7 protein-coding genes are annotated in these 13,131 nt (G+C 38.0%); 3 read left to right on the top strand and 4 right to left on the bottom strand.

Features of this window, described 5'->3' with window-relative positions:
• Nucleotides 1-165: 165 nt before the first annotated feature.
• Entirely contained in the window at nucleotides 166-543 is a 378-nt protein-coding gene (locus OO013_RS14570; protein ID WP_266057647.1) for a hypothetical protein, read from the top strand.
• A 550-nt stretch (nucleotides 544-1,093) separates the two neighbouring features.
• Here the strand turns inward: OO013_RS14570 and OO013_RS14565 are convergent.
• A complete protein-coding gene (locus tag OO013_RS14565; protein WP_266057646.1) occupies nucleotides 1,094-1,279 on the bottom strand; it encodes a hypothetical protein in 186 nt (61 codons plus the stop codon).
• Between the two features lie 156 nt (nucleotides 1,280-1,435).
• Here OO013_RS14565 and OO013_RS14560 point away from each other — a divergent pair, with 156 nt between their 5' ends.
• Nucleotides 1,436-2,068 (top strand): NAD(P)H-dependent oxidoreductase, encoded by a 633-nt coding sequence (locus OO013_RS14560; RefSeq protein ID WP_266057645.1) that lies wholly within the window; start codon nucleotides 1,436-1,438, stop codon nucleotides 2,066-2,068.
• Nucleotides 2,069-2,655: 587 nt separating this feature from the next.
• Here OO013_RS14560 and OO013_RS14555 read toward each other — a convergent pair.
• From OO013_RS14555 to OO013_RS14545, 3 genes are all read right to left on the bottom strand, one after another.
• The gene (locus OO013_RS14555) at nucleotides 2,656-6,813 is read right to left on the bottom strand and encodes a CHAT domain-containing protein (RefSeq protein ID WP_266057644.1); all 4,158 of its coding nucleotides are present in this window, start codon (nucleotides 6,811-6,813) and stop codon (nucleotides 2,656-2,658) included.
• A gap of 576 nt (nucleotides 6,814-7,389) precedes the next feature.
• Nucleotides 7,390-9,519, bottom strand: a complete 2,130-nt coding sequence (scpA, locus tag OO013_RS14550) for a methylmalonyl-CoA mutase (protein WP_266057643.1) — start codon at nucleotides 9,517-9,519, stop codon at nucleotides 7,390-7,392.
• Nucleotides 9,516-11,390: a methylmalonyl-CoA mutase family protein gene (locus OO013_RS14545; protein ID WP_266057642.1), complete on the bottom strand. Its 1,875-nt coding sequence runs from the start codon at nucleotides 11,388-11,390 to the stop codon at nucleotides 9,516-9,518. The genes scpA and OO013_RS14545 overlap by 4 nt, the downstream gene beginning before the upstream one ends.
• 305 nt (nucleotides 11,391-11,695) lie before the next feature.
• Between OO013_RS14545 and dnaA the strand changes: the two genes are divergently transcribed.
• Nucleotides 11,696-13,108 (top strand): chromosomal replication initiator protein DnaA, encoded by a 1,413-nt coding sequence (dnaA, locus tag OO013_RS14540; RefSeq protein WP_266057641.1) that lies wholly within the window; start codon nucleotides 11,696-11,698, stop codon nucleotides 13,106-13,108.
• Nucleotides 13,109-13,131: the final 23 nt, after the last annotated feature.

Here is a 13,131-nt window from a genome sequence, read left to right as displayed (position 1 = left end):
GCGATGGCACAAGTGAATACTTGCGCCAGGGGGGGATTTTTGTTTTTGTAACTGATTTAAATTTGTAAGACTGGACTATTATCCACGGATCTGCGATCCAAAGTAATTATTTTTGTTAGGTATCTAATTTTGTGAGGTCAGCTGGTATAATTAATAATGTAGTTTATGAATAAACAATCTTTAAAAATTATTCTTTCAATATTAGGATTAATTACTTTTGTTAGCCTTATGGTTGTTTTTTTTGGCTTGAATCAAAGAAAAAACTTTGCTAGCGAATTCACCAAATTCGATTCAATGAGTATTTCAGGATATATCGATGAAATAAAATCATCAACCGGGGGGGTAAGAATAAATTTAAAGAATGGTAAAACATTTTATTTTGCACCAAGGTTGGTTGAGGGGCAAGTAGTATCAGGGTCGTTTGGAATTATAGCAGGAAAAGGAGATTATATTTTAAAAAAAGAATTTAGTGATACTTTGTATTTAACTCTTGTAAATGAAAATAGGACTATTAAATATACTTTTGTTCATTATCCTCGGTAACATGATACATTATTATTAAAATAAATAGCCTCTGGATTATTTCTGAAGGCTTTTTTTGTCTGAATTGTAAATGCTGACAAACTTTGTTTCGTCAGTGCTAGGATTGGTAGGATAGGAGGATGATAGGATGTCAGTGAATATATGTATCAAATAATATTGATGAATTCGTATAATAGAATTTAGTGATAAATATGGATTAAAAATCCATGGATAGGGCTTCGGAATTACAAATTTCGAAGAGCATGAAAAATGGCGATACAATCGCCAATCTCAATCATCCTCGTTCCAAACGAGGACGATAAACTTCTCTGTAGGAAACATAAATAAAAGATGACCCATCGACCTTGTTTAGCGAAGCGTAACGAGGTTGTTATTGAGACCAGCGTTTGTAACGCTGAAATTGCTGTTCCAATCAAGCGCTTAACGAAGCAATACAAGTTCGGTATCATGATACATTATTATTAAAATAAATAGCCTTCAGATTATTTCTGGAGGCTTTTTTTAATTTTATTTATGTAAGTAATTGATGATTACAAGAATTGCCATAAAACTATTCAAACCACCACTCTACTCGTCCTTTCGAACGTCTGGTAATGCGAGGTGTGAGCCAAGTCATTAAGTGAGAAATCTGTTTATGGTAAGCAGTTAGTTGAAGGTATGTGCTATGCATAAACAGACCTCTCCTGACGTCGAGGTGACGTTGTTTGGATTGGTTTCTGCTTTTTCTACATTTCATGGTGATATTTTATTATCCTGAAAATCAACCATGAAAGTCACAATCTTACATTTTCTAAAAAACCGTAAACTTTCCCGAACCTTTATTTAACCTTCTCGTTCTTATAGTTGTTTAAACAAATATTTAAAAATTCAATAGTTAAATAAGAAACAGAAAATGAGTTTAGTAGATGATTTGCAGTGGAGATACGCGACTAAAAAAATGAATGGAAAAGTCGTGCCTCAGGATAAACTTGATTATATACTCGAAGCTTCAAGGTTAGCCCCTTCTTCCTCAGGACTACAGCCTTACAAGATTTTTGTAATCACAAATGAAGAACTTAAACAAAAGATGAAACCAATTGCATGGGATCAGTCTCAGGTAACTGATGCATCACATCTTTTGGTTTTTGCTTCGTGGGATGGATACACCAACGAACGAATCGAAAATGTATTCAATTTTATGATGGATGAGCGTGGCCTTCCTCGTGAAACGATGAACGATTACAGAAATAATATCTGGAGTTTGTACGAGCCGTTAGGGCAGGAATGGCATGCACACCATGCAGCGAAACAGGCATACATCTCATTTGGACTTGCTATCGCAGCAGCGGCAGAACAGAAAGTTGATGCTACACCAATGGAAGGATTTATTCCTGAGAAAGTCGATGAGCTACTAAATCTTAAAGAACAAGGATTGAAAAGTTCATTAATCTTAGCATTAGGCTACAGAGATGAAGAAAACGACTGGTTAGTAAATATGAAGAAGGTAAGAACTCCAAAGGAAGAATTCATCACGGAAATTGCATAAGGTGATTAATTGACAAAAATAGGTTGTGTAAAGTCCGTAGTGAGAGCTGCGGACTTTTTTTGTTTTTAGGGTGGAGGGGGATAGAATTAGATCTTAAATATGGATTATATCCATGGATAGGGCTTCGGAATTATAAATGCCGAAGAGCATGAAAAATGGCGATACAATCGCCAATCTCAATCATCCTCGTTCCAAACGAGGACGATAAACTTCTCTGTAGGAAACATAAATAAAAGATGACCCATCGACCTTGTTTAGCGAAGCGTAACGAGGTTGTTGGTGAGAACAGCGTTTGCAACGCTGATATAGCTGTTTCAAGATAGTTGAATGTGGATTTCAAATCCAGAAGAGCAATAGTTTTTTATTAAACAGAGGTTCAAAATTGAAAGAGCTTTCATTAAAGAAAGCAGCTGTTCGACATTTGCAATGTCGTACTCTTATCATAGGATCTGTGATCCGAATTAATTGAAAGTAGGCACAAGCGCGACGCTCATATCTTTAAGACAGTACCTTGCGCCAGTTGTAGGGAGAAGTTTCTGCATTAAAAATGGTTCGTGAGGACACGAACCATGGCCATAGAAAAATAATTACATCCCAATCATAACAAAAGGAGCCCAATATTTTGGTGCGGCATGATCTTCTTTCACCTTCTTTTTGGCTGCATAGAAAGCTTCTCTTTTGTCTTTGCCATCCAGCATTTCTTTGTAAAATGTGATCATAAATTCACTGGTCACTTTGTCGTCGACTTTGAACAGACTCATTACAAGAGTTTCTGCACCGGCAACTAAAAAGGCTCGCTGTAATCCATACACTCCTTCACCAACTTTGATGTCTCCACCAGCAGTTTCACAGGCGCTCAATACCACAAGGTCAGTATTGTCAAGATCCATATTCATGGCCTCAAAAGCTGTCAGCACGCCATTATCTGCATTGTAATTTGCCGGATGCTCAGCTAGCAGGTCTCCTGCGCCAGATAATAGTAAACCGCTACGCAATAACGGATTATAAAGCGGGTTTTGTAAGTCTGGTCCCTGGCCGGAACCTTCATTGAAAAAACCATGAGTAGCCACGTGAAATACTTTCGGGTTTTTGATTTCTTTTATCTTTTGCTCACTCGCCTCTGCACCGGTCAGCGTATTGGTTGTCCATCCGTTAGACGATAGCAGCGTATTTAGTTCTTCTGCTTCTTTTTTGGTGCCGGGCAATGACTTTACTGTCCGCTTACTCACGTTATTGCTGGAGTAAAATTGAGGTGAACCAATAATCTCTGCCTTGTTATTGTTATTCTTGATTTCCTTTTTATTTCTCTTCTGGTAGATTTCTTTGGTGTTACTTACCAGAATAATGTTGGCTTCATCAAATACATAGCTGTCATTTTCATCACTTAAACTTTCGAGGTTGATCTGGTTGTACACTCCATCTGGTGAAAAGTAAATCTTTGATGCATCAGGAATCTGTTTCGCCACTGATTTCCAGTACAGGTGGTAAGATTCATTGTCTTCAAGACCAAAATATATTGAGTTTTTATATAAGGAATGCCCTTTTGTTTCCATGTAGTTTCCTCGAGGTAAGTTTACCCGTTTGATCTCTTTATCGGTCAGCATATAACAAACGTAGATGACGCTATCGCCAAAATATTGATCGAAGGTTCTGATTCTGACCATTTCAATTGCTGTCTCCTGGCCATCCAGGCTTTTTTGAACATCTCCTGAAGTAATCTTATTTCTGTCTTCTTCCTGCAAGAACAATACTGACTTACTGGTAAGTTGTTTTTCCAGCTTTTCAGTTTGCTTTGAAAGGTCATTGATATCAATACCGAGTTCGGCTTGTCTTTCTGCACTCATTGAAACTGCTTGTGCCATAAGTTCTTTAGACATTCGCCACGTTTCAAACATGTCGATCAGTTCTTCATCACCTGAATTCAGAATGCGATTCCTCAATTTTAGTCCTGAATTGAGAAGAATAGCCTTTGTTACCAGGGCATAATCATAAGCCTGCTCCAGCTCTTTATCTTTCGGATCATCTTTTTTGCTTATCAGAAAGTGATAAAATTCAAAATCATCACGAATAGTATTCCAGTATTGGGTTTTTGCTCTTTCAGAAAGGGCAGGGAAATAGTCAGTCAGGTAGACCAGATGATTGTCCAGTGCTTCCTGTAAATAAATCTCTGCACGTTTCGTATTGTCCTGCATGTACTCTGCCCGGGCAAGTTTAGCTGTGTTTTTTACGTATTCAGGATGCTTTTCATTGAAAATCTTTCGAAGTGTCTTTCTGGCATCTTCATAATAATCTTCAGACTTGGAATATTCTTTTTTACTGTAGTGCCAGTCGCCTTTTAACGAGAGGATAGACGCCAGGTTAACGTTGTTTCTTCTTCCGATTTTATCCTCATAAACTGCTTCTGCGTGATTGAGAAGTCTCATGGCATCCGCATATCTTTTTTTCCTGATATAATAAACTGCCTGATCTTTGGATACGGAAGCAAAATCCGGGTTTTTAGTTCCTAATTTAGCACCCAGTGTGGCAATAGCACTCTTAAATAGCTTTTCAATTTCTTCCTCATTCTTATTCTGGTAATTAAGCAATAATGCCAGGTAAGCCTGGGAAGAGGCTACGTCAATGTGGTCTTCACCAAAATACCTGATCTGTGTTTCAAGTACTTCGCGGGTAAGCTCTTCGGCACTTTTATAATCACCAATGGCAGTGCTTAATTTAGCCAGTATTTTCGCTGGTTGAATTGCCTTGGAAGTATTCTCACCATAATAAGACAAAGCAATATTTCGCGCTCTGGATGCAAATACCTCGGCGGTAGAATAATCACCATAAATGAACTCCAACTCCGCTTTTTGGGTGTTCGGAATGATCATTTTAAAATGGCCTTCCCCATATTTAGCCTTTGTATCAGCTAATTGTGTATGGATAATATCGAGCGCTTCGTCATACTCTCCGATAGCCAGGTAGATCTTTGCCTTTTCAGCTTCAGTACTAAAGCTTTTGAATTTTGATTGCATAATGATATCAGCCTTGCGGATAAGCTTATCCACATCTTCAATCAGTTCTTCAGCCTCATCATATTCCGCTTCAATTGTTTTGAGGTTAGCTTTGGTAAGCAGGGCTTTTGGATAATAGATCCCATACTCAGTATCTTTTTTGTTTTCTTCCAGGATCTCCAGTGCTTTTCCCAGGTTTATGCGTGCTTTATCATAATCGGCTAGTTTAACCTGAAGAGATGCCATGTATTCCAACTGTACTGCTCTTGCCGGATCGTCTTCCACACCTCTGAATTTTTTATCTGTTGCATCTTTAGCTTCTTCAAGAGTTTGGATAGCCAGTTGATGTTCATCAGCCATTTCATAATAGGTAGCCAGGTGGTTGAGCAGATTCAGAACTTTTGTATGCTGATTGGTGGATTGATCTTTTATGATTTTTTCATAGCTGTTTTTATAGATCTCTCCGGCTGATTTGAGCTTAGCGGTAAAATCAACATAGAAATTAGCCAGATCGATTTTTGACCAGTGGTATTCCACTGATTCTGTACCGTAGATATTTTTCTTCAGATCCAGGGCTTTTTTAAGATAGTTCTCAACATTCGAAGGGGTTTCTCTTAGAATGGCTACTTCAGCAAGTGAATAATACCAACCTATTTTACCGGGATAATTTTCAGGTAACTGAGGTGCATGTAGAATATTATTCAAAGTATTTTCTACTGTGGAAAGCTCAGAATCGGTCAGTTTACGGCCAGTATTTAAAGCCTTATGGTGGAGATTGTAAACTGAAGATTCATCATATGATCTTGCTTCTTTTCTATATCGGCTCTCATATTTCCTAAAACCACTTTCATTGCCGCGGTAGAGGTAGGCTAAAGCCAACTCTCTAAGTATCTGCATCTTTAGAAAGTGACTGTCATCGGCATCTTTAAAGTCGTGATAGGCAACAATCAGTTCGTCAGGAACGTCAAAACTTCCGTTTTCATTCGCAATGATCCCGGTAAAGAATTTGTTTTCTGCATAACCCTGGGTTTCGTCCCCTTTTTTACTTCGGATAAAGGAAGCTGTGGAGGTCAAATGTGAAAAAGCCTTCTGAATTTCTCCATATTTAGCAAGTGCAAGTCCATAGTAATTATTCCATGACGAATAATGGTTGATTACCATTGTAAGATCCTCTGCTTTTGATGATTGAGCCTTAAAAAGTCGCTGACCGAAGAATTCATTATATTCGTTGTAAAGGCTGAACACCTCTTGATATTGGCCTTTAGTAGTGAGGTTTTTTAGTTTGGTTAGACGGTATAGTGAAAGATAGCTTCCTGTACGGGGCAGATCGTTTTCTGTGATTTTTTTCTCTGCCAGGTTCAAAAGGCTATCTGAAAAAAGGATGTCACCGTAATCTGAAAATACTTCTGCAGCCTCGAGTATCTGGTAAGGCCCTTGTGGATCATCATTTTTATAGATCACGTTAATCAGTTCGAGAAGCTTTGTTATATCTTGATTTAGATTTTTTGGTTGACCAGTGTAAAAATCAAGTTTTAAAATGTTGAGCTGATGATGAGCCAGGTATGGATTATTGGAATCGTATCTCTTTTTTGATTTTTCCAGCAACTTTTCATTGAATTTTTGGGCTTTATCATAATCCCCCTCCAGGATTTCATCTTTTATTCGGGAAAGATATTTGTCAAGCTTTGAATCTTGAGCTATCGAATTTGATAATGTAATTGTTGAAAGAGTAAGAAAAAGTAAAATATGTCGCATAATCGAAAAAATCTAATCCACCGAATTCAAAAATAACAAAAAAAAATCTTAATTAAATTAAAATCAGGGAGTTGTTGGGGTGGAACTGACTTATGAAATCTAAAACCGGATTACAAATCCAGGGATAAGGCTTTGGAATTACAAATTCCGAAGAGCATCTATTTAAGATGATCCACATTTTAAAAACTTGAATCAAAAATAAAAGCTGCTGTTCGACATTTGCAATGTTGAATCACTATCATAGGATTTGTAATCCGAATTAGTTGAAAGTAGGTATAGCTTAATGGCGATACAATCGCCAATCTCAATCATCCTCGTTGCAAACGAGGACGATAAACTTCTCTGTAGGGAACATTAATAAAAAATGATGCATCGACCTTGTTTAGCAAAGCGTAACGAGGTTGTTATTGAGAACAGCGTTTATAACGCTGATATTGCTGCCTTAAGTAAATAAACGTTAGCCGCTGTTCGACATTTGCAATGTCGAATCACTATCATAGGATTTGCAATCCGAATTATACAAATAAAGCGAGAACATCCATCCTCGCTTTTAAAACTTAAAGTTCCAGTTAGTTTTTATTCTTCAAGATATTTTTTCATAATCTTCACTGCTGCATCCGGTATCACTGTTCCAGGTCCGAACACTGCAGACACACCTGAGTCGTAAAGGAATTGATAATCCTGTTGAGGTATCACACCACCTGCAATTACCATAATATCATCTCTTCCGATATTTTTAAGTTCATTGATCAGGTCTGGAATAAGTGTTTTATGACCTCCGGCAAGACTACTCGCTCCAATAAAGTGAACATCGTTTTCAGCAGCTTGCTTTGCTGCTTCTTCAGGGGTTTGAAATAACGGGCCAATGTCAACGTCAAAGCCAATATCCGCAAAAGCTGAGGCAATCACTTTGGCACCACGGTCGTGACCATCCTGACCCATTTTGGCGATCATAATCCGAGGTCTGCGACCTTCAGTTTCAGCAAATTCATCAGACATTTTTACCGCATTCTTAAATGCTTCATTTTCTTTAGATTCTCCGCCATAAACTCCGGATACGGATTGGCTTTCTGCTTTATGTCTTCCAAATACTTTTTCCATGGCATAAGATATTTCTCCTAATGAAGCTCTTTTTTCAGCAGCGATAACAGCGAGTTCCAGTAGATTCCCTTCACCACTTTCAGCTGCTTTAGTGATTGCATCCATTGCTTCCTGAACTTCTTCATCATTTCTATTATTTCGAAGCTCCTCAAGTCGGTCTAACTGCGATTTCATTACAGCAGAGTTATCGATTTCAAGTATTTCAAGCTCGGTTTCCTCTTCAGAAATATATTTATTAACTCCGACGATCACATCTTTTCCTGTATCGATACCCGCTTGTTTTCTGGCTGCAGCCTCTTCAATTCGCATTTTTGGAAGGCCGGTTTCAATCGCTTTTGCCATACCTCCCAGTTCTTCGATTTCCTCGATATGTTTCCAGGCCTTATCTATCAGTTCTTTGGTAAGCTTTTCAACATAATAAGAACCAGCCCACGGATCAACGAAATTGGTTATACCTGTTTCTTCCTGAAGAACCAGCTGAGTGTTTCGTGCGATACGTGCACTGAAATCAGTAGGTAAGGCAATCGCCTCATCAAGGGCATTGGTATGTAGTGATTGCGTGTGGCCCAAAGCTGCAGACATTGCTTCAATACACGTTCTTGCCACGTTATTATATGGGTCTTGCTCAGTCAAACTCCACCCACTTGTTTGTGAGTGAGTTCTAAGAGCCATTGATTTTGGGTTCTCAGGATTGAATTGCTTGACGATCGAAGCCCAGAGAATTCTAGCTGCTCTCATCTTAGCAACTTCCATGAAGTGGTTCATACCAATACCCCAGAAGAAACTAAGTCGTGGAGCAAACTTATCGATGTCCATCCCGGCTTTTAAACCAGTTCGGATATATTCGAGTCCATCTGCCAGAGTATAGGCGAGTTCGATATCTGCGGTAGCACCAGCTTCCTGCATATGATAACCACTAATACTGATAGAGTTGAACTTCGGCATATTTTTGGAAGTATATTCAAAAATGTCCGCAATGATTCTTATCGAGGGTTCTGGAGGATAAATGTAAGTGTTCCGAACCATGAATTCCTTAAGGATGTCATTTTGAATTGTTCCGGTTAATTTTTCTGGAGATACCCCCTGTTCTTTAGCAGTTGCAATGTAAAATGCCATGATCGGAATAACAGCTCCGTTCATAGTCATTGAAACAGACATTTTATCCAGTGGGATCTGATCAAAAAGCACCTTCATGTCCAGTACCGAATCGATAGCCACTCCGGCTTTACCAACATCCCCTTTTACACGAGGGTGATCGGAGTCGTAACCTCTGTGAGTTGCCAGGTCAAAAGCGACAGACAAACCGCGCTGACCTGCTGCCAGGTTTCTTCTATAAAATGCATTAGATTCTTCGGCTGTACTAAACCCTGCATACTGTCTAATTGTCCAGGGTCTGGTAACATACATCGAGCTGTAAGGCCCCCTGAGGTAAGGAGGTTCACCTGCCCCATAATGTAAGTGATTAAGATCATCCAGATCACTTTTTTCGTATACAGATTTGATTTTGATCTGCTCCCCTGACAGCCAAGGGTCATGGCCATTAGAATCAGGGGTATTAAATTTTTTATTTTCTTTTAGATCAGTTTTATTAAAATCGGGTCTCATGCTTCAGTTTCTTTTACAGTTGAAATTACTCCCAGCTTCTTTTGCATGTGGGTCAGCAGATCGATTGTGTTTGTTTTTTGATTAATAAAAAAGTCGATTGCTTCACAACTCTTTAGTTTGTCATAATCAGTAGGCTTACCAAGTACGCTTAGGATTTGATCCTCTGATTTTTCATGATGCTTATAATCTTCAAAAAGCTTGATCTCTTCTTCAACCAGGGCTTCATTATCTGCGCAAAAAGCAATGATTGCTTTGGGAAATTTATGTGCATATTCTAACTGCTCATCAAGAGGCTTATTAACCATTGAGTCTTCAAAACGAAATCCTGCAGAACCGAAGAATAAGCCTGCATAATCTTTTCTTGCTCGTGCAACAGATGTTTTATTTAGTAAAACTGGAATAACCTTAGGTCTAAAATCCTGACCATGTCTTTTAACAAAAGCCTCTGTCCTCAGACGCAATTGGTTAAATTCAGTCATCGCAGAAATAGGGGTTAGGGCTTTATCGATCTTCGGCTCCCCATTGAAATCATGATTGATAGCATCCGGATCAATAATTTCTGCTGACATTTGATATTTTGTGGTTCCGATATAATCTTCTTTATGAGCAGCGAGGTCACTAATCTTTTTTAGTCTCACTTCATTGATTTCCTGCTGGATGAAACCTTCTTTGAGGGCTTCCATATATCCCCCATGTTCTTCAGTTTTAATAAATAAGTCCCATGCAGCACCAATCAATTTATCTGTCAGACTATTGATTAACCAGTTTCCTGCTACCGGGTCTGCAACCTTATCAAAGTGACTTTCATATCGAAGCAGGTGACTTATGTTTCTTGAAATTCTTCTGCTGAAATCGTCGCTCGCACGGAATGGAGCATTAAAATCAGCAACTTTTATATAATCAGCTCCACCTAACAGAGCAGACATTGTTTCAGTAGTCGTCCTCAAAATATTAACATAGGGATCAAAAAGGCTTTTATTCCACATGCTAGTTCTACTGAGAATATTAAAATCGTGAGGACTGATGTCCTTAACACCAAATTCCTGTGCAATCTTATAAAAAAGGTATCTGAGGGCTCTTCCTTTGGCAATTTCCAGGAAGAAGTTTTGCCCAGTTCCCATTTCAATAGTCAGTTTCTCAGAAATGGTTTTCTGGAGAGGAACTCCCATATCGGAAAGCCTCGTGCAGTATTCAGAAAATTCAGAACACGAAAAAGCTAATTCCTGGGTAACAGATGCACCTGCGTTGCTGAAAGTAGAAGAGTCAACTGAAAAAACTGTGAAATCCTTTATATTTTCAGTTCTCTCAAGCATAGAAATGATTTTGGAAAATACCGCATCATCAATTGAGCCATGTCTGCTAAGAAGAGACAACGGATCATAAAGTATTCCTCCGGAGAGGTTCTGAATCACTTCATTTTTTGAATAGTCTGTAAACCTGTTCAGACAAGTAAAAGCCCTGTTGTCGGACTCTAAAAATATTTTAAATTTGCTTTCTTCTATGCTGTCCAGAATTTTATTGAATTGAATATCCGGATCATCATAAAGGTCAAGAATAAACCCACCTACATCAGTTTTTAATGCTTTTTTAATTTCCTTATTAGCATTGAAATCATTGGTTACCTTAATTCTCTCCAGATAACACCATTCTCTCGGGTTATTTTTATCAGAGGGACGATTTAAAATTTCCAGGTATTTCCATTGACCTGATTCCTGTTCAGTATAAAAAGGGTCTATATCAAAAGGCTCATAGGTTTTAGCCTTTAATTTTTCAATGGAAGTTTTTCCTTTGAGATCCTCAATGATCTTGTCATACCATTGAGGTTTATCGATCGGGTTAAAAGATTGGTTCTCAAGTTTAATTTTATCCACGGGAAATATTGTTCATTGATTCTTTTCAAATATACACCGAAACTGATGATTTTACAGTGATTTTACCTCAGATAGCTATTTTTATCATTAAAATACCCTAAAACACACTTTGTCTTTTTTTAATAATGTGTGGTATTATATCATGAATTATAGATTTTTATTCTTCCTTAATCCTATAATATTTAGAGGAATGGCATTTTTACAAAAAGTCAAGGTAATACACATTTTTTTTAGAACTATTTTTTCGTCAAATTTGTCTTCCCGTTTTGGGAATAATCCATAGAAAGCCATCGTTTTTAAGTTAAATGCAAAAAGACTGCAAGACAGTTTGGGAAGATTGTTTGCGCCATATTAAAGCCGAGATCGGAGAACAAAGCTTTAATACGTGGTTCAGACCAATAGTGCCTCTAAAATTAGAGGGACAGGTACTTACCATACAAGTACCCAGTCAGTTTTTTTATGAATACCTTGAAGAACATTTTATAGGGCCTATGAGGAGGTCTCTTTTGGCGAATCTCGGAAACAAGGCCAGACTTCAGTATTCTGTAATAGTCGATAAAGGTGACGAGAGCCATAAGCCAATGTCGGTCAATTACCCGACTTCTGACCGCAAGGTAAATGGGAAGAGCAATATTGAAAATTTCAGTCCTTTTGATATTAAGTCTTCGGCACCTACACATGAGTCAAATTTAAATTCAAATTATATCTTCGATAATTTTGTTGAGGGCGATTGTAACAGGCTGGCTCGCTCAGCCGGATATGCTGTTGCAAAGAAACCAGGGGTAACTAGTTTTAACCCATTGCTTTTATATGGCGGGGTTGGTCTGGGAAAAACTCATTTGGTCCAAGCCGTTGGCAATGAAATAAAAGGGCAGTATCCTGACAAATTCGTTCTTTACGTTTCATCAGAAAAATTCACTAACCAGTTTATTGAAGCACTGAGAAATAATAATATTCAGCATTTTAGTAATTATTATCTTCAGGTAGATACACTTATTATCGATGATGTACAATTCCTGTCAGGAAAAGAAAAGACTCAGGAAATCTTCTTCCATATTTTTAACCACCTTCATCAGTCTGGAAAGCAGATAATCATGACTAGTGATTGCCCGCCACGAGATCTTAAGGGGTTACAGGAAAGATTGCTATCAAGGTTTAAGTGGGGATTAACTGCTGACCTTCAGACACCAGATTTTGAAACCCGTATTGCGATTATGCAGAAAAAACTTCAGTCTGAAGGAATTGATATTCCTGATAATGTCTTGGAGTACCTTGCTTATAGCGTTGATACGAATATAAGAGAACTTGAAGGAGTTTTGATCTCACTGGTTGCTCAGGCTTCCCTTAACAGAAAAGAAATTGACCTTCAATTAGCTAAGGATACGTTAAAGAATATAGTACAGGATATTGATAGTGATGTTGGAGTAGACTTTATTCAAAAAACAGTTGCTGAGCATTACGATGTGAGCCTGGATGATATTAAATCAAAAACCAGGAAGAAAGAAATAGTGGTTGCCAGACAGGTAGCAATGTATTTCAGCAAAGAGCATACTTCTTTATCATTAAAATCGATTGGTTATCATTTTGGAGGTCGTGACCACAGTACCGTGATTCACGCAGTACAAACTGTAAGTGACTTAATGGAAGTTGATAGTAAGTTTAAAGATGAGGTCGATAATATCAGAAAGAAATTACAGATAAAATCGTATAACAGATAAATAAAAAAGGCTGCAATCGCAGC

Origin of the sequence: Mangrovivirga halotolerans, assembly GCF_026241165.1 — a bacterium.
Classification (GTDB): domain Bacteria; phylum Bacteroidota; class Bacteroidia; order Cytophagales; family Cyclobacteriaceae; genus Mangrovivirga; species Mangrovivirga halotolerans.
This window is presented reverse-complemented; position numbering and strand designations above follow the sequence as displayed.

Bases quoted from the DNA above. Each gene is read 5' to 3' on its own strand.
- OO013_RS14560 (WP_266057645.1), top strand. From the start codon at position 1,436: ATGAGTTTAGTAGATGATTTGCAGTGGAGATACGCGACTAAAAAAATG.
- scpA (WP_266057643.1), bottom strand. From the start codon at position 9,519: ATGAGACCCGATTTTAATAAAACTGATCTAAAAGAAAATAAAAAATTT.
- OO013_RS14565 (WP_266057646.1), bottom strand. From the start codon at position 1,279: ATGAAATGTAGAAAAAGCAGAAACCAATCCAAACAACGTCACCTCGAC.
- OO013_RS14570 (WP_266057647.1), top strand. From the start codon at position 166: ATGAATAAACAATCTTTAAAAATTATTCTTTCAATATTAGGATTAATT.
- OO013_RS14555 (WP_266057644.1), bottom strand. From the start codon at position 6,813: ATGCGACATATTTTACTTTTTCTTACTCTTTCAACAATTACATTATCA.
- dnaA (WP_266057641.1), top strand. From the start codon at position 11,696: ATGCAAAAAGACTGCAAGACAGTTTGGGAAGATTGTTTGCGCCATATT.